This window comes from Emticicia sp. SJ17W-69, from assembly GCF_051209875.1.
In the GTDB taxonomy this organism is placed as follows: Bacteria; Bacteroidota; Bacteroidia; order Cytophagales; family Spirosomataceae; genus Emticicia.
In genome coordinates this window covers 4,788,981-4,814,657 of the sequence record NZ_JBNTQY010000001.1, presented here as the reverse complement: position 1 = coordinate 4,814,657, position 25,677 = coordinate 4,788,981, and the positions used below count along the sequence as shown (strand labels likewise).

The window sequence follows — 25,677 nt, the reverse complement described above, 5'->3', positions numbered from 1 at the left end:
ACATTTAATTTTTTAAAATACCTAAAATTAGTCAGCATAATTTCTTACATTAGTACATTATTTTCTACGTCGCCCAAAATAGACTTATAAACTTTTTAGTAGCCCAAAATAGACTTATAAACTTTTTAAGATTTTATTCTTTTTATAAAACCCTATTTTAATCGCTAAAAGCCGTGGAAAAGTTAATGTTTTTTATCCTCCTTTTTATTACCTCTGTTGTGGGTTTTGGTCAAACTCCAACACGTATCAAGATTTCTGCTATCACTCCAAGTGAAAATACAGGACAAAATTACACTCCGTGGCTGAACGATGATCTTACGAGTTTAGTGCAAAGTGCTTGGGGAAATAATTCCAAATGGGTTGATGTAAAATTGACTTTAGAGAAACGTACCAAAGTTACCAAACTTTCTTTATATGATTATGAAGGAACTTTCAGTGATAATCCTGTTAGTATTTATGGATTAGATGGAACGGCTAAAACATTAATAGGTACTTTTGAAGGACTCACCTATAAACAATTTGTTGATATTGTCGTTAAAAACCCTTTTGATATTGACGCGATCATTATTCATAAATATGGAAATAATATTCCACAAAAAATTCAAATTTACGGTACTGAAGCAACAACTGCTTCAACAGTTGTGATTACGCCAACTCCAGAAGTGACGCCAATAGCCCCAGTAGTAACAGCGTCACGTGTGAATATTATTGAAATAAAAGCAGGCGAAAATACAGGACAAGACTATACGCCGTGGTTGAATGATGATTTGAATAGTTTGGTGAGCAGTGCTTGGGGAAGTAATGCTAAATGGGTCGATATTCGATTGAAATTAGAGCATCGTACTAAAATTACAAAACTTTCATTATATGACTATGAAGGCACTTTTACCGATAATCCTGTGTCAATTTATGCTTTGGATGGGAGTACAAGAATTTTCTTGGGCTTATTTGAAGGTCTTACTTATAAGCAATTTGTTGATTTAGCCGTTGCTACACCAGTTGATGCGGATGCTATAATTATACATAAATATAGTAATAATATTCCTCAAAAAGTGCGAGTTTATGGCCTTCCGACTATTACAACGGCTACCAGCCCATTGGGAGATGTTGTACCTCTTGGCACAAACACACCACCTACGATTACTGTTGTTCCTCCAACTCCTATAACACCAACCATTATTGGGACTAAAATTCCTCTTGATGGGAAACGCTGGTATCAATTAAATAATACACATTATGGATTAGAAGGTTTAACGGATGGCATTTTGGGGGTAAGTGTTGAAGCTGGTTGGGGAAAAGTAATGAGTAATTGGGATGCATATTATCCTCTTGCTTCAGATGAACAAATGACTTTACAAAGTATTCGTTTCCGTGACGGTCAAGGAATTTTTGTAAATCAACCAATGACGCTTTCAATTATTACTGATACATGGGAGAAAATTACAGTTGCTAAATTTACAGGAGAATTATACAATGAATGGGTTGGTCCAGACCCCACTACTCCTAATACCTTTGTACTAAAAAATCCTCCGACCGCAAATATTAGGTATTTACTCATCAATACTTATGGTAATTATCCAACTGAAATAGAATTGTATGGAACTTATACTGCAAGTACTAAAACACTTGCTGCTGTTCCGAAAAAGACTATTAAAATGAAACAAGGTTTGGGCGTAAATGGATTTGAATGGGATTTTTATGATATACACAATTCGTCATTAATTGATGAAAATAAATTTAAAGCAATGAAATCCTTTGGTGGTTTTCGTCATTACATTGATTGGGATAAGCTTGAAGCAAAAGAAGGAAGCTATACATTTAACCCAACTTTTAATGGAGGATGGAATTATGATGCTATTTACCAACGTTGCAAATTAGAAGATATTGAGGTTTTAGCTTGTATTCAAACTGCCCCAGATTGGCTTGTGAATACTTATCCCGTAGCCGATAGAGATAATAATATTTCGCCAGTGAAATATGGAAAATCAGTTTTAGACCCAACCTCCTATATCGAACAAGCAAGAGTAGCTTTTCAATATGCAGCTCGATTTGGTAGTAATACTAATGTTGATCAATCATTATTGAGTGTTTACAATAAACCACGTTGGACGAATGATAATGTTAACTCGATAAAAGTGGGCTTGGGTGTAGTCAAATACATGGAATGTGGGAATGAACGTGACAAATGGTGGAGAGGTCGTAATGCTTATCAAACGGCTCGTGAACATGCTGCCAACTTATCAGCTTTTTATGATGGACATAAAAATACGATGGGGCCTGGTGTAGGTGTTAAAAATGCAGACCCTACTATGAAAGTAGTGATGGCTGGTTTGTCTTTTGCAAAACCCGATTATGTGAGAGGTATGATTGATTGGTGTAAAGAATTTAGAGGATACAATCCAGATGGTTCTGTAAATTTATGTTGGGATGTTGTTAATTATCATTTATATGCCGATAATGGCAATTCAACACAAGGTGGCAATTCAACTCGTGGGGCAGCCCCAGAAGTTTCAGACGCAGGAAAAATAGCAAAAGACTTTATACAAATGTCACACGAATATTTGAATGATATGCCTGTTTGGATTACAGAGTTAGGCTATGATTTGAATCAAGGGAGTCCATTAAAAGCTATTCCTATTGGTGAGAAATCAGAGTATATCACACAAGCAGATTGGGCTTTAAGGTCTTCTTTGATGTATAATCGTTTGGGAATTGAAAGAAGCTTTTTCTATGAGGTTTATGATGATAATTTTGCCAATCCTATTCAATTTGGTTCATCAGGCTTAATTAACCAAGACCTTAGCCGTAGACCTGCTGCTGATTATATCTATCAAACCAATAAATTGATGGGCAATTATGTGTATATGGAAACAATATCACAAGACCCAATAGTTGACCGTTATGAGTTGAATGGTAAATCTGCTTATATATTAGCCGTTCCTGATGAAAAGGGGCGAACGGTCAACTATACATTAAATCTCAATAATATTGCTAAAGCAAATATCTATTCACCAAGAATTGGTACTGACTCAATGAATGTAACATCTGCCACAAGTGTTGGGGGACAATTCTCTTTGACAGTTACAGAAACACCGCTCTTTTTATTTCCAACAGAAACGATGAGTACAACAAAAGCTGTTGCCAGTAAAACGAGGGCTGGTTTTGTAGCAGGAAACGATTTTAATGTTGCAATTGCCGAGAAAAGTTTAGCAAAAGAGCAACCATTACAAAATACCTTAAAGGCCTATCCAAATCCAACAATTGATTATTTACTATTGACGCTTGATAATAAAAGTTTAGAACAAATTGAAGTGCAAATATTGGATGCTTCAATGGGTAAAACTTTATTTCATGATATATTTGAAAAAACAGAGGACAATTTCTCAACAAAACTTGATGTTGTACCTTTACCTGCAGGAAGTTATGTTGTTGAAATTATTCAAGGGAATAAAAGAGTTACTAAGAAAATCGTTAAAGCTAATTAGTTTTGATGGACGGTGATTTTGAGGCATATTAGCTTTAAAATTGTATATAAAAAATGGTCAAGAGATTTAAGATTTTCTTGACCATTTTTCTATTTAGGAGAAGTAATAAAGTACAATATTTTAACTTTTTTCACCTTTTTTGAATAAAACACATAAATGTTTATGCAAGAGTACAGTCGGATTTGTATTGAGTTGATGTTGTTGCAGAAGAATGGCCTTTTCTTGTAAATTTGAAGTTTTTCTTTTTAACCTTTTATAAGTAAGAAAAGAACGAAAATGAAGAAATATGCCAAGAATCAAGTACCAGACCAACGAACTAATGCTCAATTGATTGGTATAAATTTGGTGTATTTGTAAATTTACCAAACCTGCTAAAGTTCGAAGTCGCTGGGCATTGCATAAAAATACTCGACCATTATAAATGTGCGTATCATCATAGCCAATTACACTTGCCTCATTCGATAAAAACATGTCACTTCGTTCGGCCTCAACCCACAAATTAGCTATTCTTCCACTCAAGCTGCTATTATTTGGTTTTGTGATAATTAATAAGCCATTGGGTTTTAGAATACGAGAAAGTTCTTGAAAAAGAGCTTGTTGATTTGGAATATGTTCGATAGTTTCCATCAAAAGAACATAATCTGCTGAATTAGATTCGATAGAAAGATTTTTATTTAAATCAATGGGTAAACAAGTCAAGTTTTCACTTTTAAAAATATCAGGATACATATCAAAAGCTTGTACTTTTGCTCCTGCTTTATGCCATAAATTAGCTACATACCCTGAACCCGCTGAAACATCAATAACATTTTTTTCTTTAACATCATTTTCAGCAAGATAATGATGAATAAATGTTAAAGCATTTCCCTTTGAATGTGGAACACCCTTAATCTGTTCTTTGATTTTCGACATAAATTTTGGCTATTTCTTTAAATATCAATAGGTCGTGTTTTAAATTTCACCTTCCATCTATCTATTTTCTTCTTGAATCTCAAGGTAAAATTTTCTTCGGGGGTAGGCAATTTCCCTAAAAAAGTGGTACCAATTTTTAGGTAATTTTTAAAGAAAGTATTGCTACTAATACCCCATTTTAGAATAAATTCGGTACGACCATCATTGCGTTTGACTCTGCCAGTACTTCTACTACCAAAATGATAAACCCTACTTTTTTCCAACCCTTTATAATAACGGACACCATAATGCCACAATTTTATCATAAAATCTGGGTCACTGTACATACCTGGGAAAAACTCAATGCTCAAACCACCCACTGCACGATAAACGAAAGTTGGCAAAACCATTGGATACCATTGACTGCCATTCCAATCATCTTTTGGATAACTGGCATATTCAGCAAGAAATTTCGCTTCATCAAACTCCGATGGATGGGTCCCAAAGTTTTTATTGGCAATCACACATGCATTCCCTTTATCAATCGCTTCAATCATTGTCCCACTGATGCACCATTTATCATCATGTTGTTTTTCAATTTCTTCAAACAAATAAAAATCCCAATCAGGGCATAAATACATATCATCATCAATAAAAACCAGATAGTCAGCAATAGCCAAGTGGGAAGCCGCATTGAAACCATAGCATACACCTGAGTTTTGCTTGCTTTTGGTGTATCCTATATCATTTTGACTCAAAACCCATGCTTCTGATCCATCATTGCCTTCATTGATATGCACAATAATTTGGTGTTTGTACCTACTATTTTTTCTGATACTATCAACCACACATTTCAAATAATCAAGGTTGTTCCATGAAGGAATAAGAATAGAAAATGTTGGAGAAAAAGACAGCGAAACTCGCTTAAAAATAAAATCCATGGAGCTTAGTTAATGGATAATTAATAATTGATAATTAAAAATGGATAATACAAAACAACTGATAATCAATATTTTATAACTATCAATTATCCATTGTTTTGCATTATCCATTCAATAGCTCACCAGCCCTTTTTCAAAATATAGGCAATGTATGCTACATCTTCTTCAGTTACTTTAGCATGGAGAGGCAGCACCAAATAACGATCTTCAATGGCATCCATTTTAGGAAATTGTCCTATTTGACGACCACCAAAAACACTATATTTGTCATTTCTGTAATGGACTTGTCCAGATTCGATTCCGTGATTACGGAGGTGTTTTACCAATGCTTCTCGGTAATCAACTTCGGCCGTGAGTAGCCATGCAGCGTGTTCTCTATCTTCGTATTCGCTACCAATAACTCTTATACCTTTTACATTTTTTAATAAATCGCAATAAAGGCGATAAAGCTTTTGGCGATGGGCTAAATGCTCGTCAAATTCCTCGATAGCAGCAAGTCCGATACTGGCAGCAATATCAGTCATTTGATATTTGTAGCCAATTTCTGTAATATCATTTTCCCAGATGCCTTTTTGTTTGCTACTTCTATCAATCCCAAACCAACGTAAACGTTTAGCTTTTTCAACCAATGATTTGTCTTTTATCACCAACATTCCTCCATCACCAGTGGTGATATGTTTGATTGCTTGGAACGAGAACATCGAAAAATCACTTTGGCTACCAATATATTCGCCCTTATATTTTGCTCCAACAGCGTGTGCCGCATCTTCAATAATCGCAATATTGTGTTTGGCACCGAGTTCCCAAAGTTCATCCATGTCACAAGGAAGACCACCATAATGTACACAAACAATGGCTTTTGTTTTGGGTGTAATGAGTTGGGCTACATGCTTTACATTAATATTTAAATTTTGGTCAACATCTGCAAAGACAATTTTTACACCCATGTATAAAAATGGGATGTTGGTAGCAGTACAAGTAAATACTGGTGCAATTACCTCGTCGCCTGCTTTTAAATTGGCTAATAAATAAGCTAAGTGGAGAGCATCAGTTCCAGAACCGACTGCAAGACTTTTACAAGGAGTAGTAAATTTTTCTTCAAAGCGTTTTTCAAATTCATCAACTCTGGGGCCTTGTCCGATCCATCGAGTGTTAAGAACTTCGCTTACGTATAAAGAGGCTTTAGCTGGAATATTTGGGTGAAATAAGACAATGCCGTCTCCTGTATCCATGACAGGAAACTCATTCATGGGCTTTTCAGCTATCATAAATAATAGTTAGTTAAGGTTAGATGTTTAATTTCCCAATAAATTTATGGGATTTGCTTTTTTTACACGTTTAAAGATTCTCTATGAATTTCCACACCAAGAAGTAGCGGCAGGAGGCCGTTGGGTGCTGACTTGATAGTGGTTAATTTTATAGATACTCAAAATTAGTAGATAAATTTTAAATATCTACAAAATCTCCCTTTTTATCGTAATTTTTATTTTATTCGCCTACACATTTTATAGAATAAATGTGGCAATAACGAAAAAAAAGCATCGAAAATGATGCTTTTAGTTTCGCAAAAAACTTTTTTGAAGATTGAAGAATGTTAGTTGTTTGCTAAAATTAGGTTTTTCTTTTTTTCTTTTTTGCTGATGGAAAAAGTACATTATTTAAGATAAGTCTATAACCTGGCGAGTGAGGAAATAAATTGAGGTCGGTGGGTGTACGATGAAAACCTCTACGACCTTCGGGGTCATGCCCTCCATAAAAAACCCATTGCCCAAGACCTAATTCTCCATAAATATAGCGGTTTGATTCTTTACTTTCACCCATCACCAAAACACTTGGTTTTACAGTACTTTTATTGAAAGCAGAAGTTTGTCCCATAAATTCTCTGATTAAATGTTCATGATTTTGGGTCAGCATAGCAGGAATAAAATCCCATTTTGCCGAGAAATCAAATAAATCGAAGTAAGCATTTGTTTCTTCATCCCATCTTCCTGACGAAACATTGATGTCAGAGAAAGACATTCCTCCTCCGCCCATACCATAGCCTTCACTTGCTTCATTGAGATATAAAGTAAAATCTTCAAAGGCAAAAGTTTTATTAAAATCTAATTTTGATTGGGCATTGCGGTCAATATCATCACCATCAAAACGACTACTAACAATATCAGTGCCTTCGGCAGATAAAGCAATATCAAGTGTTTCGGCTCCCGAACACATAGCAAACAAAAAGCCACCTCCCATACAAAAAGCTTTAATGGATTTAGCAACATCTAATTTTAATTGTGAAATTTTGGCATATTTGAATCGAGCAGCAATTTCTTCTTGGGCTTTCATATCTTTGGCACTCATTCGACGCATGTTTTTTCCAAATTGACCTGTAAAATCTTCATGGTGTAGGTGCAACCAATCATATTTATTCAAATCACCTCTTAAAATTTCTTCATCATAAATCATATCAAAAGGTATTTCGGCGTAGCGTAGCACTAAAAGAACTGCGTCAGTATCTTCAAAAGAAGAAAGGCTTATTTTGGAAGGTGTATAAACCGCAATTCGGGCTGCTTTATAGAGCCGCATTACTTCCATATTGACATCTGGATTAGTTATTTCTCGTTTTAAAGACTGTACTTCGGCTTCCGAAATAATTTCAAATGAAACACCTCTAACAAGGCATTCTTTTTGAATATTTGATGAATAATCCATCAAAAAACTGCCACCTCTATAATTGAGTAACCAATCAATCTCGGTATTTGATTTTAAAGTAGTATAGGCAATTCCATAGGCTTTGAGATGGTTGGTTTGAGCATCATCCATCGGAATTAAAATGGAGTTGGCAAAAGCTTGCCATGAAACCAAGAGAGAAAACAAAAGTAGAAATCTGTTAAACATGGCTCAGAGGTTTAGAATTTAATCAAATATATACAATAGATTTGATTAAATTCTAAAAGCCATTTATATTTTTATCTATTGATAGTCAATGTTTTATCTAATTGATCTGACTTTATCACCAAGCCCTTCGTCCAGCCGCACTTTCAGTAATTATTTTTTGTAATCGACTTGTTTTTGTGGCTTCTTGCTTGGCACTCATAATCCAATGAATAGCGAGTTTTTTGTAGGAAGGTGCTTGTGATTGAAAAAATCTCCATGCTTGATTATTTTCTTTGAATTGTATTTCAAATGCTTCATCAAGTGGTAGAGGTTCTTTTTCGTAAGCATAAATTTTTGATTTATGTTCTTGTCGTTTTGCAAAAGCAGCTAAACCTGCGGCTTGCATAAGTCCTTTTTGTGTAAGTTCTTCCACTTTTTGTATATTGATAGCACTCCAAATGCTTGTTGCCCTTCTAGGAGTAAAGCGTATACAATAACTTTCACTATCAATTGTTTTTCTTACACCGTCTATCCAACCAAAGCACAGAGCTTGGTCAACCGATTGCGACCATGTCATGCTTGGTTTTTTAGTTTCAATTTTATAGTATCCAACCAATAATTCAGCTTCTTTATCATGGTTTTCTTCAAGCCATTTTCGAAAATCTTCTTGTTTAGCGAAAAAATGGTGCTGCATGTGTTTGATTATCAATGAGTTATAAAATTTATACTGCAAACAAAACCTGTAAGGTCTTTTCAGACCTTGCAGGTTTTACCCAAAAAAAGAGCTTCTTCCTGATGAAGCAAATCAGACCTTATAGGTTTTACCCTCTTAAAGAAGCTCTATTCTTCCGCCATTGGCTATTTGGTTGAACACTGGCAATTGTTTGTGGAGCTTGTCTATTTTTCAATAATTGACTTGCCAAAACTGCTGCAATTTCAAGTTCAGTTTGGTCAGTTTCTTTTTGTATCACTTCGGGAGTAAAATATAAACCGACAAAGCGAGTGTCGAATTTTCCACTTACAAATGCTTCGTGTTTTAAAGCAAATGTACAGAAAGGAAGTGTCGTTGCCACTCCCGTGATCTTAAATTCGTCGATAGCTCGAAGCATTTTCTCGATGGCTTCATTTCTATCTTTTCCATAAGCAATCAATTTGGCAATCATAGGGTCATAGTAAATAGGAATCTCCATTCCTTCTTCTATGCCATCATCTACTCGTACACCATTGCCTTGCGGACGCACGTATGTTTGGAGTTTACCAACATCGGGTAGGAAATTGTTCATAGGGTCTTCGGCACAAACTCGTACTTCAATCGCATGCCCATTAATTTTTAAATCTTCTTGCTTGACACTCAAAGGTTTTCCCTCAGCAACCCAAATCATTTCTTTTACTAAATCAATTCCTGTAATCATCTCTGTAACAGGATGTTCGACTTGTAAACGAGTATTCATCTCAAGGAAATAAAAATTCAAATCTTCATCGACAATGAATTCAACTGTGCCTGCTCCGTAATAATTACAGGCTTTTGCTACCATTACAGCACATTGCCCCATTGCTTCACGAATTTCGGGCGTTAAAACCGACGAAGGTGCTTCTTCCACTACTTTCTGGTGTCGTCGTTGAATTGAACACTCACGTTCAAAAAAATGAACGACATTTCCATGCTTATCACCTACAACTTGAATTTCGATATGTTTTGGTTTGGTGATATATTTTTCGATAAAACAAGCTCCATTTCCAAAAGAAGAAATAGCTTCTCCCACAGCTCTATCCATTTGTTCATCAAATTCTTCTTCATTTTCTACTACTCTCATACCTTTTCCACCACCACCTGCACTGGCTTTTATCAAAACAGGATAGCCAATTTCGGCAGATTTTTGTTTGGCTGCCACTCGGTCGGTGATTGCATCTGGTGTGCCAGGAACCATAGGAATATTGTATTTTGCTACGGCGTGCTTGGATGATAATTTATCACCCATTACCTCAATTGATTCTGGAGAAGGTCCAATGAAAATCAAGCCAGCTTCTTGTACTTTACGAGAAAATTCAGCATTTTCAGATAAAAATCCATAACCAGGATGAATAGCATCTGCACCCAAGCGTTGAGCAACGGCAATGATTTTATCTCCAAGCAAATAGGATTCTTTTGATGGAGCTGGCCCAATGCAAACAGCTTCGTCAGCATATTTAACGTGTGGAAAATTACGGTCAGCTTCCGAAAAAACAGCTACTGTTTTGATACCCATTTCACGAGCCGTACGCATGACACGCAGAGCAATTTCGCCACGATTCGCAATGAGGATTTTTCTTATGGTCTTTATCACTATCTCAATTGGTTATGTTGTATCAAAAAATGCTTTGATTACATGAAAGTTTCTTAAAAAATGAATCAAGCGTTGCGAATTTATTGAAATTCATTCATAATATCTCCGATAACTTTGCAAAAATGAAATAGATAAGAAATGTTATTGATTTGGATGGGTTTTAATTAGTAATTATTCATATCAATAAGGTTCAAATATATAACTATTTTTCCCTAAAAACTACTTATAGAATTTCATTTAAAGAATTGATAATGAGTGTGTTATATGCTATTAACATTCGATTAACAAAAACGAAACAAACCTTTTGATACATTTCTGCATCTAACGTATAAATCAACCAAAATATTAAAGAAGATGAAAAAATTCATGATAGCCGCAATAATAGTAATGGCAACTATTTCATCGGTAAATGCACAATACGGCAATCAAGGTTATGACTACAACAATGGTTATGATAGCTATAATGATGATAGATATTACTATGATGATGAGTTTGATTGGCATTGGGATGTGAGGGTAAGAATAAGTAATGGTATTCAAAATGGGCAAATTACTCGAAATGAAGCCAACCGACTTTATAATCAATTAGAAAATGTTGAGCGTAAAGAATATGCTTATCAATCGGATGGCGTTTATAGCACTTGGGAACAACAAGAAGTTTGGGACGATATCACTTATCTTAATCGTCAAGTAGGTTTAGAATTATATGATTATGATCGTACTTTCTATGGATTTAATAGCTGGGGTCGTGATTATCGTGGTTATAGCAGATGGTATTATCAAGGAGGTTATGATTTTTATAGATTCGATAAAAGAGGTTTTGGTAGTATCAGATTAGGATATGTTCCTATTCCAAAATACAATGGTTGGTATAGAAATAATAATAACCGTATCGGTCGTGAGCATTATTCTGAAAGAAGCCGTTATAGCAATAATAATGGTAGGTACAATAATCCAAGAGGAAATGACCGAAGAACGTATGATAACAACAGAAATTCTAATGATTATGGCAGAAATTCGAGAGGTGGTTATGACAATAACAGAAACTCACAACCATCATCGAATGATTACGGTAGAGGCTCGCAAGGAAATGGCAATAACAATGGGAGTTATGAAAATCGTGGAGGAAGACCTAATAGTAGTATAGAACCAAACACTCGTCCACAAGGAAATGGTAATAGTAATGGTGGTTTTGAAAGCCGTGGAAACAGACCCAATAGCAATGTAGATCCAAATACCTATCCACAAGGAAATGGAAATAACAATGGTGGTTTTGAAAGTCGTGGAAATAGACCTAATAGCAGCGTAGAACCCCGCTCAGATACTTATGGAAGAGGAAGCGGAGTGGATAATAGCAGAAGCGAGCGTTCATTTCCAAATACTCAAGAATCAAGTGATAGAATAGGCAGAGGCGAACGCAGTCCAAACATCGAAAGACCAAGCAGAAGCGTAGAATCAGCTCCAAGTCAAGAGCGTCAAAGCCGTGGAGGAAGAAGTGAAAGTTTACCTTCAGATAATGGTCGATCAGAAGGCAGAGGAAGAAGAAATTAAATTAATGGATAGCAGAGATAGTTAAAAAAATGCGTAGCACGTTCTACGCATTTTTTTTGTGAATAAATTTTTATGCTTCAACATAAGTAAAGACTGGTACATCAGAATGATTCACTACATCTTCGGCAATACTGCCATTGAAAAAGTGACTAATTCCCCTACGACCATGTGTGTACATGACTATTAGGTCGGCATTTATTTTTTCTGTATATTCTAAAATGCCATATTCAACTGTAGCAGCATTAAGGATTTCAAATTGGCAATTTTTTAGTCCAATTTTATTGGCAAGTTTGTGCATTTTGTCATCATCTTCCTTATAATTTATTGCTTTTAAACCTGTATCAACATGCAGAAAATGTAACTCGGCATCCTTGAGAGGTAAATTATTAAAGGCTTTCTTTAGGAATTTCTCATGACTAAAATCAATAGTTAACACAACTTTTTTTGGAGCAAAGGTTTTTACACTACCTTTGACAACTAAGACAGGGCAAGATGCCAAACGAACAATTTCTTCGCTATTTGATCCACTAAAAAGTTCTTTCAAACCATCAGCACCATTTGAACCCATCACAATAAGGTCTGCTTTATGTTCGAGAACAGATGACACAAAATCGCCCGCTGTTTCTTCAACAAGTGGTTTGATGCTAACATCCTCATATTTTTCAATGAGTTTGTTTAATTCCAATTTAGCCGCTTTCAATACATCTGCCCATGTTTTTTCATCTATTGTAAATCCAGAAGCACCGTAAAGCGAATAATATGCCCCTACATCAGCAACAGGATACATTTTAACATTGAGTAATTCAATTTTTGCACCATTGTAGCGAGCAATATCAACGGCAATATCAAGGGCGTTATTAGCTATTGGACTAAAGTCGGTAGGAACAAGAATTTTTTTCATAACTTATGAGATATTTAGATGAAACTTCATGATTTTGATACAAAATTTCACTTAAAATTCTACATTTGGTATGATAACTGTTCTCTTCTAAAATGATCTTTGTAAGGGAACATACATAGATTATCTCATCTTTAATAATGAGTTTTATCATTTTTTTTAGAATAAAATCTAAATTGTTTTTAATAGCTTATCATTTTCTTCCTATCAAATAATAGGTATTTTTGTTGAGTTATAGATTAGATGTGTTTCAAAAATGATTTTTCAAAACAATAAATAAATGCCTGATTTTCAACAATTTACACTTTTTGCTTTGGCAGCTTTGATGCTCAATATAACGCCTGGAAACGACATGATTTTTGTTATTTCTCGAAGTTTAACAGGCACTAAAGCAGGCATATTTGCAGCTTTAGGCATTGGTTTAGGTTGTTTTCTACACATTTTTGCTTCGGTGGTAGGTCTTTCGGTTATCATTAAACAATCAGAGATACTGTTTAATATAATTCGTTATGCGGGAGCGGCCTATTTGATTTATATTGGTGTAAAAAGCATTATGGAAAAACCATCAACTATGATTTTTAGTAAAAATGAAAATGATAAAAATACCAATCTCAAAATTTTGCGGCAAGGAGCAATAACCAATATGCTTAATCCGAAAGTATCGCTTTTTTTCTTGGCTTTTTTGCCGCAATTTATTAACAATCAGTCCGATAATGTTACTTCTCAAATATTATTTTTAGGACTTTGGTTTAATTTCTCAGGAACTTTGGTCAATGTGCTAATTGCATTGCTTTTCAGTAAAGTGGTTGCGAAGTTGAGCAATTTTCAGCGTTTTTGGAAAATACAAAACAAAGTTTCAGGAATAATTTTGATACTCTTAGGCTTGCAGATTGCTTTGAAGAGGTGAGTTTTATTTGAGAGAAGTTTGGCTGAATTTATATTCAGTCGGTGTGTTAGCCGTTGTTGTGATAACAGGATCAGGGGATAAAATAGAGCAAGTTGAAAACTTGCTCTACAATTCCTTATAAAGCTCCACCAATTGCCCTGCAATTCGTTCACCTGAAAATTGTTTTACATGCTCTTTGCCTTTCAAAATCAAATTATTTCGTAAAGCTGAATTTGTTAATACTTGTTTTATTTTATCAGCCAAATCATTGACATCTAATGGATTGGCATACAAAGCACCATCTCCACCAGCTTCTTCCAAGCATGAACCACTTGCTGCCACCACAGGCACACCGCTATGCAAGGCTTCAACTATAGGAATACCAAAACCTTCAAAAAAAGAAGGATAAATAAACAATTCAGCACCTTGATATAAAGTTGGTAAGTCAGAAGAGGGTACATTAAATAAACCCCTGACTCCTGAAGGTGTATTTTCCAAAATATGTTGAGAATATTTTGATTTTCCACCCACTAAAATTAATTCATGATCTTTCAACCCCAATTGTTGAAAAGCTTCTATCAAACGCTTTTGATTCTTTCTTTCAGAAAAAGACGAAACACATAGAATGTATGGCTTATTTACAGAATACTTCTTTAAAAGCCCTCCCTGTTGAGGAGGGTTGGGTGGGTTTTTTCTGTGAAATATTTCTTGACAATCTTGATAAATTACTCGAATGCGTTCTGGTGGAATTTTGTAAAACTCCATAATATCTTCTTTCGTTTGTTGGCTCACTGCCACAATCGCATCCGCTTTTTCGCAAGCATATCGAAACTTTTTATTATAGATAAATCTATCAATAAAAGGATATAATTCGGGATAACGCAAGAATATCAAATCATGAATTGTCACGACTGATTTTACACCTGACTTTTTAATTCCAAAAGGAATTTCATTACTCAATCCATGAAAAACATCAACATTATCCTTCTTCAAATCGTTATTAATAAGCCAGCTCCGCCAAAGTCCACCACCCACGAGAGTAGTAGGCAGTTTTGGTGATAATTTTAGGCCTTTATTATCACGTGGTGGTTTCGGGGTATATGCCAAATATTCATGCTGTGGAGCATATTTAAGCAGTGATTCAATGATAAACCGACTGTAATTGCCTAAGCCTGTATAATTATTAAAAGCCCTTTTTGCATCAAAACCTATACGCATTGAACTATCTTTTGCTTAATTTTGTCAATTATTATACTTGCTAATAGCCCTTCGCCATTAGCGTTTAGTGTTAAATGTCTTTCAAAATAGCATTTAAAACTATATTTTTTATTTTTTTAGCTAAAAGCCAAAGCTCACTGCTAAAAGCTTAATTTATGACTGAATATCAAATACATACATTGCCTAACGGCATCCGAATTGCCCACCGACAAGTACCTTATACGCAAGTTGTACATTGCGGTTTAATGCTCGACATGGGCAGCCGTGACGAAAAACCAAATCAAGTAGGGCTTGCCCACTTTTGGGAACACATGGCCTTCAAAGGTACGAAAAAACGCAAATCTTACCACATTATTAATAGATTAGAGTCAGTAGGAGGGGAGCTAAATGCTTATACGACCAAAGAAAAGATATGTTTTTATGCCTCTGTTTTAGATAATCATTTCGAAAAATCGGTTGAATTATTGGCTGATATTACTTTTGATTCTGTTTTTCCAGAAAACCAAATCGAAAAGGAGCGTGGTGTGATTTTAGAAGAAATGTCGATGTACCAAGATTCTCCTGAAGATGCTTTACAAGATGATTTTGATGAAATCATCTTTGCTAATCATCAACTTGGTGCCAATATTTTAGGTACGCAAGAAAGTGTAAAATCTTTCACTCGAAAGCAATTACAGGCTTTTATTGCAGAAAATATGGACACCGAAAAAATTGTTTTGGCGGTGGTTGGAAATATCACTTTCAAAAAAGCGATTCGTGTTTCGGAAAAATATTTAAAAGATATTCCTGCCAAAAAAACAGACGTAAAACGCATTCCACCAAACAGTTATGAAGCCAAAAGAGTTACGGTTGCTAAAAAAATAACACAAGCTCATTGTGCAATTGGTCGGCAAGCATATTCGATGCACGATGAACGTCGATTACCATTTTTTATGCTTACGAATCTTTTTGGTGGACCGGGTATGAACTCTCGATTGAATATGACTTTACGAGAAAAATTTGGTTTGGTTTATGGCATTGATGCTACTTATTCGCCATTTACCGATACTGGTTTCTTGGGGATTTACTTTGCTACTGATAAGTCGAACCTTGAAAAAGCCAATGCGTTGATTTTGAAAGAAATGCAAGTGTTGAAAGAGAAACCTTTAGGGAAATTTCAACTCCATACGGTCAAAGAACAATTGATGGGACAATTGGCAATGGCCGAAGAGAGTAATCAAAACTTTATGTTGATGATGGCGAAGAGCATTTTAGATGTAGGAAAAGTAGAATCGCTGGAAAATATTTTTTCTGAAATTAAAAAAATTGAGGCAAGCGAATTACAGGAAATAACCCAAGAAATGTTCGATGAAACTCAATTGAGTTATCTTACATTTTTACCAGAAAATTAGATTTTAGGAATTAGGATTTAGGAGATAGATATTAGTTTTTTTTCAACTAAACTCCTAAATCCTAAAACCCATCTCCTAACTCCTATCACATTATCAAGAAAGAGTTATACTTTTTAAAGCATTTACAGTCAACAGGATAACTCTTTCGTTGACTTTTTTTATTTTTGACCTCTCCGAAACAAAAATCACGATGAAAAATATTTATTTTACCGCTGGCCCTGCCGAACTTCATCCTAAATTTGAAGATTTCACACGTCAAGCCCTTGACGAACAAATTGGTTCAATTTCACATCGAAGTGGTCAGTTTCGAAAGATTTACCAACATTGTGTTGAAAATCTACGGGAATTAATGAATATCCCCGATTCATCAGGTATTTTCTTTACTGGTTCTGCTTCAGAGGTTTGGGAACGAATTTTAATGAACTTGGTTGAACACGAAAGTTTCCATTTAGTCAATGGGTCATTTTCCGATAAGTTCTATAAATATGCCATTGCCGCTCAAAAATATGCCCATAAACAAGAAAAACCGATAGGAGAGGGTTTTAGTTATGGAGAAGTGGAAGTCCCTGAATATGCCGAGTTGATTTGTGTCACTCAGAACGAAACAAGTACAGGCGTACAAATGCGTGAAGCCGACATCCATAAATTGAAACGAAGCAACCAAAAACGCTTGATGGCGGTTGATATGGTTTCTTCTGCACCTATTCCTGAGATAGATTTAGATTTGGTTGATACAGCTTTCTTTTCAGTCCAAAAAGCGTTTGGATTGCCTGCGGGTTTGGGTGTTTGGATTGCTAATGAAAAATGTCTCGAAAAAGCAAAAAGACTTTCAAAATACGAAGGATTAACCATTGGTGCTCATAATAACTTGCCAACACTTTGGAAAAATTATGAAACCTTTGAGACACCTGCAACGCCTAATGTTTTTGGTATTTATTTGCTTGGAAAAGTTGCTGAAGATATGAATAAAACAGGTATCGATAATATCAGAAAAGAGACTGAAGAAAAATCAAAAAAAATATATAAATACTTAGAAACCAGTAATTTATGTAGCATTGCTGTCAAAAATGCAGAACATCGCTCAAAGACAGTAGTAGTAGCTAATACCAAAAAATCGTCGAAAAGTATTATTGAAAAGTTGAAAGAAAAAAATATGATTGTGGGTAGCGGTTATGGCCCAAACAAAGATACGCAAATCAGGATTTCAAATTTTCCTTCAAATACAATGGAGCAAATTGACATGCTTTTGAAGGAGTTGAAAAAAATGGAGTAAATGTTGATTCTCTTAAAAATAAAAAACTGGAATAGTACTATTCCAGTTTTTTATTTTTAATTTATACAGGCGTTACTTCCCTTGATTTTCTGCTTGTTTTTGTATTTGCTGACGCTCATAGAAATTGATAAAATCTTCTAATTTTTCAACTGGTATTCGGCGAGCGATGATTCTTTTGTCTTTATCCAAAATATAATTGGTTGGTGTAGAGTACACATCAAAATTATTTCGGAAATAATACTTGCCTTTTGCATCCCAAAGATTGAGTAAAGGTCCTGTTTTATAAGTATATACAAAATTACTTATTTTCTTTTTGTCATAGGCAATACTCACATTATAGATAGTAACTTTTGCTTTATTGGCATTATAAAATTCCATCAACTTTGGAGCTGATTCCTTGCAATGTCCACAATCAGGGTCATAAAAATGTACAATGGTATATTTAGTTTTGCTTTGCATAGGATTATACTCTCGTCCTAAAGAATCAGAAACTACCAAAGTTGGAAATACTAAACCTGTTTGCAAAGGCTTCAAAATATCAACTCTTTCTTTAAATTTGGCTCTTTGAGTTGAGTCCAACCAATCAGCATCTTTCAAGTAATAGTTTTCAGCTAAATGAATAAAAACACCATCAAGACCGACGATTTCACTGTTTTCGTATTTGTTTGTAACCCACCATAAAGCAAAACGATAGACCTCTTGATTCTTTTTTGTTAATTTTAATACTTTGTCGGCATCATGATTGACAGAATCTGTAGTTTGATAGACTAAATCTTTGAAATAACGTTCTATTCTGGTATGAATAAATGGTGAACGCAATAATCTGTCATCTGTCAAATCAATATTATCAAAGAAGTGATTTTTGTAATAATTAAACAAATAAGTTGAATCTGGGCGGCCGTTGGCTTTTTTTGGTAAAACTGTTGGCATTTCAGGTTCCATATTTCCTTTAATAACCTTTGCGGCAAATGTTCCTTCATTGTTTTTTACTATATCCTTCATAAAAGTATCCACTTCTTTCTGAATACTCTCCATTTTCTTACGACCTGCTTCTTGTGAAGCGGGATCTTTGGCCATTGTATTGATACTTTCAGCTTCTTTGCTTTTTGCTTGTAAAAACTTGCGGTAGCCAAAAAGGATGTCATTTTCCTTCGAGCCTTTAAATTTTACATTTCCTACAAAATCACTTGTATCACTTTCTATTTCTATAAATTGTTCTTTGCCATTGATCGCAAAATCATAGTATTTTGAAGGTGAAAGGACTATCAAATAAATTCCTCCTTTGAGTGGATCCTTGCCTTGAAATGCTAATTCTCCACCAATTACCTTGGCCGAGTCAACTTTTATATACTGATTATACCCAAAAAAGTGTGCTAAATGGCAAGTTTTTCCTTCAGTAACGCCTTTCATACGTACTTTGATAGAGTGACCAAATTCTTGAGCAAAAGTATTTGTTGAGAAAATAAGAGCACAAAAGAGTAAAAGACTCTTTAAATATAAGTAACTGATTCGCATATTTTGGTGATTTTTAGGCATTTATTATATTTTTACAAAGATAAGTGCTTAATTTATTCCTTGTTGTTAAATGGTTGTTAATTTGCGGTTAGCGATTAGCTATCGTTTAAAATGAAAACAAATATATGTTATTTTAACTAATAGCTAAACGCTAATTGCTAATAGCATTTCTAACGAAATTCGATGTTTTATATTGTTGTTTCCAAATTTTTCACATTTCTACTAATGCCAGGAGGTATTCTTAGCATTTTGCTTGTTTATGCTATTTATACAAAAAATCGTACCAAATCGAAAAAATTAACCATTTCGGCATTTATTTTTTTTTACGTATTCACAAATCCATTTTTGGTAAATGAATTAATGCTTTGGTGGGAAGTTGCTCCAACACCCATTTCGACGGTCAAACCGCATGATATAGGTATTATTCTGACAGGTGGAGCAACCAAAGAAGATAAATTGCCAAAAGAGAATATATTTTTGGGAATATCCAGTGACCGTATTGGGCAAGCAGTTCTTTTATATAAAAACAAGAAGATAAATAAAATACTAATTAGTGGTGGAAATATTAGTATTTTGGGCGAAAGTAAAAAAAGGGAAATAGAAGAAATTGCTAATTATTTGATTTTTAGCGGAATACCGAGTGATAGTATTTTTTTAGAATCTCATTCAAGAAATACAAGAGAGAATGCGATAAATTGTTCAAAAATACTGAAGAAGCAATTCCTTAATCAAAGCGTCATTTTGATAACATCAGGGTTTCATTTGAAAAGGGCAACTCGATGTTTTGAAAAAATGGGTATCAATGTAACACCTTATGGAGCAAATTACTATTCACATGAACGACAATTTTTACCTTCAAATCTATTTCCTAATGAGGCCTGTTTTGGATATTCATATTGGCTTTTTCGGGAAATGATGGGGTATTGGGTTTATAAAGCAATGGGATGGCTCTAATATTAATTGAAAATGGAGAATTAAAATTTAACAAAACTAATTTTCAATTCTCCCTTTTCAATACTCATTCATTAATAGACTACAAACTCAAAATATGTACCATTCTTAGTAAATCGTCATGAATAGGTTTTGGTTTTTTGATGGTATCAATAAATGGCGTATAAACCATTTCATTATTGACAACACCCGCCATTACGTTTTTATAGCCTTTAATTAAACCTTCGACTGCACCAAGCCCTAATCGGCTTGCCAAAATGCGGTCATAAGCAGTAGGTGTGCCACCACGTTGAATATGTCCAAGCGTAGTTACTCGAATATCTAACTTATCAGCTACTTGACCTTTTATTTTTTCGGCAATATCAGTGGCATGTCCTTCTTCATCTCCTTCTGCTACAACCACAATAGATGAAGATTTTGAACGGCTCCAACCCTCTTTTAATGTACTTACCACTTTTTTAAGCGGAGTATGTGTTTCAGGAACCATCACAATTTCTGCTCCTCCACCAATACCCGATTGAATGGCAATATAGCCTGAGTCACGACCCATTACCTCGATAAAAAATACACGGTCGTGTGAGTCGGCTGTATCTCTAATTTTATCAATAGCTTCTAAGGCAGTATTTACTGCAGTATCAAAACCAATCGTATAATCAGTACCATAAAGGTCATTGTCAATTGTTCCTGGACAGCCAACTGTTGGGATTTCGTATTCATTAAAGAAAACCTCTGCTCCTGTGAAAGTTCCATTTCCTCCAATGGCAACTAATCCTTCGATTCCTGCATTCATTAGATTTTCATAAGCTTTCTTACGACCTTCGGGTGTCATGAATTCCTTACTTCTGGCCGACTTTAGCATGGTTCCTCCTCGTTGAACTATATTACTCACCGATTGTGAATTCATCTGAAAAAGATCACCTGTAATCATTCCGTTATACCCACGTCTAATTCCATAGACTTCCAATCCATGATACAAGGCTCCCCTAACTGCTGCTCTAATGCAAGCATTCATGCCAGGGGCATCTCCACCAGAAGTAAAAACTGCTATTCGTTTCATCTTATATATCTACTTAATTTGACTTAGTATATTGTTGGAGCCTTTTTGTACGACAAAAAATCCCATAGCCACAAAAGTAATTAGTTTTCTTTATTTCTCCCAAACTTTCATCGTTATTCCTTACTAATATTGTTTTGCAAAATACGATTTTATCAAAATTATATTCTAAGATATGATTATTTTTATATTTTTTTGTATATTATTATTTTGTATTGCCTTAGATTCTTCCTATCAAGTAAATTTTAATACTTTTTATCATCAGTAAAAGCTACATAGTTATAAATCACTATTAATCAATAGTATATTTAAAAAAAAAATCATTAGATATTAATATTTACAATGTTGTAAATATTTGATTATCAATGCTTTGTGTTTTATTTAAAATAATTAGGTATTATTTTAAAGCCCTAAATTATATAATTGTTTAGCATTATAAATTTTTGGCATACTATTTGAATTTACTTTTTTGCAAACGGTGTAATAGAGCCGATTTACCCAAAAAAAAAGTAAGTTAGCTTACCATTAACTCTTACAAAATGTCTGGAATAATTTTACCTTTTAAGAATCTCCGTCTTAGAGTCGGAGGGTTCATGCTGGTGTTTTTGAATGCCTTTATCTCAATGGCACAAACGGCGGGGACAGAAAACGTGGGTATCGGAACAACAAAACCCGATATTTCCGCGATATTAGACCTAACGTCTAATTCGAAGGGACTTTTAATACCGCGTATGACCTTAGCTCAGCGAGGGAATATTAAGTCTCCAGCCAATGGTTTGATGGTTTATCAAACAGATTTCTTCTCAGGTTTTTACTTTTTTGATGGTACAAGCTGGAAAGGCCTTTATGCTCGAAGTGCAGATGGGGCAGCAATCACAGCAGCGAATCCTGTAGCAACATCAGGGAGCAGTTCTGAAAATAGTTGGAATGTGAATGGTAATACTGGACTAAGTTCTGATATTAATTTTTTAGGTACTTTAGATACAACATCCCTGGTTTTTAAAGTAAATAATTATCGTTCAGGGATTATTGATTATCGTTTTGGGAATACTTATTTTGGTTATCGAGCAGGTTATCGAAGTCACGGATTTAATTCAGTTGCTCTTGGTGCGTATGCTCTTTTTGAAGCTAATTTGGGTCTAAACAATGTTGCCATCGGTTATCAGTCATTGCCAAGTAGTAAAACAGGTAGTGATAATGTAACTCTTGGCTCAAACACTTTGTATAATAATGTTACTGGTTCTCAAAATATTGCCATTGGAACACAAGCTGGATTGAGGGCTTTGGGTGATGGTAATGTTTTTCTTGGTTATAAGGCGGGGGTGAATGAAGTTGGAAGTAATAAGCTCTATATTGATAATAATTTCTCTACAATGCCTCTTATCTTTGGTGATTTTGAGACAGGAAAAGTTGGGATTAATACTAAACAACCAGAAAGTGCTTTATCAATTGATAGTAAGTTGATTAATATAAGTGGATTAGAATTTAAGCAATTGACCAATAATTCACCAGCAGGCAGACCTACACAAAAAGTATTATCGGTAGATGATAAAGGAAGAGTGATATTGGTTCGAGATTCGGTTGGGCTGGGTTCATCAGTTCCAGTCAGTATTCCTCCAAGTTATTGGGCATTAAAAGGAAGTTCGATTGAAAATAGTAATACAGGTGATGTCATATTAAGTAACATTCGTTTCAAAACTTTACGTACCATTTCTCCTGCCATTCCGTCAAACTCAAAAGTACTTACTGTAGATGATAATGGATTCATAGTATTGGCAAGAGATTCAGTTGGGGCAGCAACACCAAACCATTGGATTTTAAACGCCAATAGTTTATCCAATAGTAATAATGGTAAATTAATACTCAATGGAGGAATACAACTAAGTAATATTAAGGCATCAAACAAGGCATTTAATCCTTATGGAAAGGTGCTTTCGGTTGATGATACTGGAAACTTGATTTTAGTTCGTGACTCTGTTGGAACTAATTCAACAATTCCGGTCAGTACCCCAGCTGCATGGAATATCAGCGGAGTTAACATTGCAAATAGCAATACAGGTAATGTTTATATCAATAATGGTTTGATTTTATCGAAACTGAATAGTGATAGCCCTACAACAGTGACAGCTCAAAAATTCTTGACCGTTGATAGTGATGGCAAAGTTTTGTTAGCGAATACGCCAGTAAATAATCTTGTCACATACGTTTCACAGTGGACTGCTTCCGGCGATAATATTAGCAATGCCAATGCAGGAACTGTTTATGTTAATAATGGGCTTCGAGCCAAAAAAGGAATTTATTTAGAGTCAGGTATTTTGGAAGTTAATAGTGCGATTGAAAATAAAAGTGGTTTGCAATTTACGCAATTAAAAGCAACCAATCTTGCTCAAAAACCTTCTGGGAAAGTACTTTCAGTTGATGATAATGGAAATGTTATTTTGGTTAGAGATTCAGTTGGGACAAGTTCTGCTAATCCAATTCCAGTCAGTCCTTCTCCTTGGACTTTGTCAGATAATACCATATTTAATAATAACACTGGTCGAGTTTCAATCAAAAATGGTCTTACTTTACCACAAATTACCAGTGAAACAGCTACATCTGTTAATGCACAAAAATTCTTGACAGTTGATAATGCCGGTAATGTAATCTTGGGAAATGTTGTTAGTTCTCCAACAGTAACTTCTCCATGGGCTATTAATGGTAATGATTTAAGCAATTCAAACTCTGGGAGAGTTCATATTGGAAATGGGTTATCAACTAAGAATGGCCTTATCGTTGAATCGGGTAACTTAGAAGCGAATGGAAGCATTGTTTTACATCAATTAAAACAATCATCTCCAGCTTCAAAATCTTCGGGGAAAGTGCTTTCGGTTGATGAAAATGGAGCCATAATCTTAGTAAGAGATTCTGTGGCAACAAATGTTACTAATCCGATTCCAGTTAGTCCTTCTCCTTGGACTTTGTCAGATAATACCATATTTAATAATAACACTGGTCGAGTTTCAATCAAAAATGGTCTTACTTTACCGCAAATTACCAGTGAAACAGCTACATCTGTTAATGCACAAAAATTCTTGACAGTTGATAATGCCGGTAATGTAATTCTGGGAAATGTTGTTGTCAATACCCCAACTGTTAGTTCTCCATGGGTAGCCAATGGAAATGATATAAGTAATTCGAATTCAGGAAGAATTTTTGTAATGAATGGTTTATCATCTAAAAATGGACTTACAGTTGAATCGGGCAATTTTGAAGCCAATGGAGGTGTTGTTTTACGCCAATTTAAACAATCTTCTCCTGCTTTAAAATCTTCAGGAAAAGTGCTTTCAGTTGATGACAATGGAAATTTGATTTTAGTGAAAGATTCGGTTGGAACATCAGTAGCACCTGCACCTGTAGTGCCTTCGTCTTGGAGTATCAATGGTAATAACATTGCCAATAGTAATGCTGGTACTGTCTATATTAATAATGGCTTTGTATTATCGAAACTCAACAGTAATCTTACTCCTACAGTTACTACGCAAAAAGTACTTTCGGTTGATACCCAAGGAAATGTAATATTAGTAAATACGCCTTCAGCAACAACCCCAGTAGTAAATACTGAACTTTGGAAATCCAATAATGCAGGTGGCATTTTTAATACCAGCACTCATGGGATTTCTATCTTGAGCAATACCGATGGCAAAAGTGGCTTGCAATTAGTTAACCTCAAAGCTGCTTCAACACCGGGTAATAGTTATGGAAAAGTGCTTTCGGTTGATGATTTTGGAAATGTAATTTTAGTAAATGATGCCGTAGGTGCAGCAGTTTCAGGTACAAATACACCAGTTGGTTGGAATATAGTTGATGGAAGACTTCATAATACTAATAACGGTAAAGTCGTCATCGGTACAGGTATTAATTCGTTTCCTGATGGTTTTCAACTCTTTGTAAAAGGTGGAATATTGACAGAAAGAGTGAGAGTAGCTGTTGCTAATTCTGATCGTTGGGCTGATTATGTTTTCAAAAAGGGTTATCAATTGATGCCTTTAAATGATGTAGAGAAATTTATCAACTATCACCAACACTTACCAAATGTTCCATCGGCTGAAGAAATGGCTAAAAATGGAATGGATGTAATGGAAACGAGTGCCAAGTTAATGGAAAAGTTGGAAGAGTTGACACTCTATATGATTGAGGCTAATAAGAAGATTGAAGCATTAGAAGCTAAAATGAAAAATCTTGAAAAAGTACAAAATAAGTAAATGGTAAGTTCGATTAGTTATGGGTAATTTAAATAAATTCTGTTTGAAATAATAGTCTCATAATTGATTTAATTTGCTTATAATTAGTTAATTGATGCTGTTTTTTTTTCTGTTTTTTTTTACATAAAAAAGTTTTTTTTAGCAAACAACGGCACGGAAATTGCAATAGTAATTATTAAAATAATGCAATATC

The 25,677-nt window shown here is 34.7% G+C and carries 17 protein-coding genes; 7 read left to right on the top strand and 10 right to left on the bottom strand.

The window, feature by feature from the left end; genetic code table 11:
* Positions 1-185 precede the first annotated feature (185 nt).
* Positions 186-3,485: a T9SS type A sorting domain-containing protein gene (locus ACQUQZ_RS19705; RefSeq protein ID WP_435356801.1), complete on the top strand. Its 3,300-nt coding sequence runs from the start codon at positions 186-188 to the stop codon at positions 3,483-3,485.
* Between the two features lie 120 nt (positions 3,486-3,605).
* Here ACQUQZ_RS19705 and ACQUQZ_RS19700 read toward each other — a convergent pair whose 3' ends face one another.
* The 6 genes from ACQUQZ_RS19700 to ACQUQZ_RS19675 form a co-directional block, all read right to left on the bottom strand.
* On the bottom strand, positions 3,606-4,397 hold the full coding sequence (locus tag ACQUQZ_RS19700; protein WP_435356800.1) for a class I SAM-dependent methyltransferase: 792 nt from the start codon (positions 4,395-4,397) through the stop codon (positions 3,606-3,608).
* 17 nt (positions 4,398-4,414) lie between these two features.
* Positions 4,415-5,317, bottom strand: a complete 903-nt coding sequence (locus tag ACQUQZ_RS19695; RefSeq protein ID WP_435356799.1) for a glycosyltransferase family 2 protein — start codon at positions 5,315-5,317, stop codon at positions 4,415-4,417.
* A 119-nt stretch (positions 5,318-5,436) separates the two neighbouring features.
* Complete coding sequence (locus ACQUQZ_RS19690) at positions 5,437-6,585, bottom strand: DegT/DnrJ/EryC1/StrS family aminotransferase (RefSeq protein ID WP_435356798.1); 1,149 nt, start codon at positions 6,583-6,585, stop codon at positions 5,437-5,439.
* A gap of 343 nt (positions 6,586-6,928) precedes the next feature.
* Positions 6,929-8,200 carry an asparagine synthetase B gene (locus ACQUQZ_RS19685; protein ID WP_435356797.1) on the bottom strand — a complete coding sequence of 424 codons (1,272 nt, stop codon included), beginning with the start codon at positions 8,198-8,200 and terminating at the stop codon, positions 6,929-6,931.
* 115 nt (positions 8,201-8,315) lie between these two features.
* On the bottom strand, positions 8,316-8,873 hold the full coding sequence (locus tag ACQUQZ_RS19680; protein ID WP_435356796.1) for a YdeI/OmpD-associated family protein: 558 nt from the start codon (positions 8,871-8,873) through the stop codon (positions 8,316-8,318).
* 127 nt (positions 8,874-9,000) lie between these two features.
* Positions 9,001-10,443 (bottom strand): acetyl-CoA carboxylase biotin carboxylase subunit, encoded by a 1,443-nt coding sequence (locus ACQUQZ_RS19675; protein WP_435357666.1) that lies wholly within the window; start codon positions 10,441-10,443, stop codon positions 9,001-9,003.
* Between the two features lie 414 nt (positions 10,444-10,857).
* Here ACQUQZ_RS19675 and ACQUQZ_RS19670 point away from each other — a divergent pair, with 414 nt between their 5' ends.
* Entirely contained in the window at positions 10,858-12,054 is a 1,197-nt protein-coding gene (locus ACQUQZ_RS19670; RefSeq protein WP_435356795.1) for a hypothetical protein, read from the top strand.
* Positions 12,055-12,124: 70 nt separating this feature from the next.
* On the opposite strand, the gene ACQUQZ_RS19665 is transcribed toward ACQUQZ_RS19670, so the two are convergent.
* A complete protein-coding gene (locus ACQUQZ_RS19665; protein WP_435356794.1) occupies positions 12,125-12,955 on the bottom strand; it encodes a universal stress protein in 831 nt (276 codons plus the stop codon).
* Positions 12,956-13,232: 277 nt separating this feature from the next.
* Here ACQUQZ_RS19665 and ACQUQZ_RS19660 point away from each other — a divergent pair, with 277 nt between their 5' ends.
* Complete coding sequence (locus ACQUQZ_RS19660; protein WP_435356793.1) at positions 13,233-13,859, top strand: LysE family translocator; 627 nt, start codon at positions 13,233-13,235, stop codon at positions 13,857-13,859.
* A 105-nt stretch (positions 13,860-13,964) separates the two neighbouring features.
* Here the strand turns inward: ACQUQZ_RS19660 and ACQUQZ_RS19655 are convergent, their stop codons facing one another.
* Positions 13,965-15,056: a glycosyltransferase family 4 protein gene (locus ACQUQZ_RS19655; protein ID WP_435356792.1), complete on the bottom strand. Its 1,092-nt coding sequence runs from the start codon at positions 15,054-15,056 to the stop codon at positions 13,965-13,967.
* 155 nt (positions 15,057-15,211) lie between these two features.
* On the opposite strand from ACQUQZ_RS19655, the gene ACQUQZ_RS19650 reads away from it, so the two are divergent.
* Positions 15,212-16,447, top strand: a complete 1,236-nt coding sequence (locus ACQUQZ_RS19650) for a M16 family metallopeptidase (protein WP_435356791.1) — start codon at positions 15,212-15,214, stop codon at positions 16,445-16,447.
* A 190-nt stretch (positions 16,448-16,637) separates the two neighbouring features.
* Positions 16,638-17,720, top strand: coding sequence for an aminotransferase class V-fold PLP-dependent enzyme (locus ACQUQZ_RS19645; RefSeq protein ID WP_435356790.1), 1,083 nt, complete (start codon positions 16,638-16,640; stop codon positions 17,718-17,720).
* Positions 17,721-17,792: 72 nt separating this feature from the next.
* On the opposite strand, the gene ACQUQZ_RS19640 is transcribed toward ACQUQZ_RS19645, so the two are convergent.
* Positions 17,793-19,235 (bottom strand): thioredoxin-like domain-containing protein, encoded by a 1,443-nt coding sequence (locus ACQUQZ_RS19640; protein WP_435356789.1) that lies wholly within the window; start codon positions 19,233-19,235, stop codon positions 17,793-17,795.
* Between the two features lie 225 nt (positions 19,236-19,460).
* On the opposite strand from ACQUQZ_RS19640, the gene ACQUQZ_RS19635 reads away from it, so the two are divergent.
* Entirely contained in the window at positions 19,461-20,189 is a 729-nt protein-coding gene (locus ACQUQZ_RS19635; RefSeq protein ID WP_435356788.1) for a YdcF family protein, read from the top strand.
* 79 nt (positions 20,190-20,268) lie between these two features.
* On the opposite strand, the gene pfkA is transcribed toward ACQUQZ_RS19635, so the two are convergent.
* Positions 20,269-21,243 (bottom strand): 6-phosphofructokinase, encoded by a 975-nt coding sequence (pfkA, locus tag ACQUQZ_RS19630; protein ID WP_435356787.1) that lies wholly within the window; start codon positions 21,241-21,243, stop codon positions 20,269-20,271.
* A 536-nt stretch (positions 21,244-21,779) separates the two neighbouring features.
* Between pfkA and ACQUQZ_RS19625 the strand changes: the two genes are divergently transcribed.
* On the top strand, positions 21,780-25,484 hold the full coding sequence (locus ACQUQZ_RS19625; protein WP_435356786.1) for a hypothetical protein: 3,705 nt from the start codon (positions 21,780-21,782) through the stop codon (positions 25,482-25,484).
* The last annotated feature ends 193 nt before the right edge of the window (positions 25,485-25,677 follow it).

Coding starts and splice junctions, on each gene's coding strand:
- ACQUQZ_RS19705 (WP_435356801.1), top strand. CDS start 186: ATGTTTTTTATCCTCCTTTTTATTACCTCTGTTGTGGGTTTTGGTCAA.
- ACQUQZ_RS19700 (WP_435356800.1), bottom strand. CDS start 4,397: ATGTCGAAAATCAAAGAACAGATTAAGGGTGTTCCACATTCAAAGGGA.
- ACQUQZ_RS19695 (WP_435356799.1), bottom strand. CDS start 5,317: ATGGATTTTATTTTTAAGCGAGTTTCGCTGTCTTTTTCTCCAACATTT.
- ACQUQZ_RS19690 (WP_435356798.1), bottom strand. CDS start 6,585: ATGATAGCTGAAAAGCCCATGAATGAGTTTCCTGTCATGGATACAGGA.
- ACQUQZ_RS19685 (WP_435356797.1), bottom strand. CDS start 8,200: ATGTTTAACAGATTTCTACTTTTGTTTTCTCTCTTGGTTTCATGGCAA.
- ACQUQZ_RS19680 (WP_435356796.1), bottom strand. CDS start 8,873: ATGCAGCACCATTTTTTCGCTAAACAAGAAGATTTTCGAAAATGGCTT.
- ACQUQZ_RS19675 (WP_435357666.1), bottom strand. CDS start 10,443: ATGCGTACGGCTCGTGAAATGGGTATCAAAACAGTAGCTGTTTTTTCG.
- ACQUQZ_RS19670 (WP_435356795.1), top strand. CDS start 10,858: ATGAAAAAATTCATGATAGCCGCAATAATAGTAATGGCAACTATTTCA.
- ACQUQZ_RS19665 (WP_435356794.1), bottom strand. CDS start 12,955: ATGAAAAAAATTCTTGTTCCTACCGACTTTAGTCCAATAGCTAATAAC.
- ACQUQZ_RS19660 (WP_435356793.1), top strand. CDS start 13,233: ATGCCTGATTTTCAACAATTTACACTTTTTGCTTTGGCAGCTTTGATG.
- ACQUQZ_RS19655 (WP_435356792.1), bottom strand. CDS start 15,056: ATGCGTATAGGTTTTGATGCAAAAAGGGCTTTTAATAATTATACAGGC.
- ACQUQZ_RS19650 (WP_435356791.1), top strand. CDS start 15,212: ATGACTGAATATCAAATACATACATTGCCTAACGGCATCCGAATTGCC.
- ACQUQZ_RS19645 (WP_435356790.1), top strand. CDS start 16,638: ATGAAAAATATTTATTTTACCGCTGGCCCTGCCGAACTTCATCCTAAA.
- ACQUQZ_RS19640 (WP_435356789.1), bottom strand. CDS start 19,235: ATGCGAATCAGTTACTTATATTTAAAGAGTCTTTTACTCTTTTGTGCT.
- ACQUQZ_RS19635 (WP_435356788.1), top strand. CDS start 19,461: ATGCCAGGAGGTATTCTTAGCATTTTGCTTGTTTATGCTATTTATACA.
- pfkA (WP_435356787.1), bottom strand. CDS start 21,243: ATGAAACGAATAGCAGTTTTTACTTCTGGTGGAGATGCCCCTGGCATG.
- ACQUQZ_RS19625 (WP_435356786.1), top strand. CDS start 21,780: ATGTCTGGAATAATTTTACCTTTTAAGAATCTCCGTCTTAGAGTCGGA.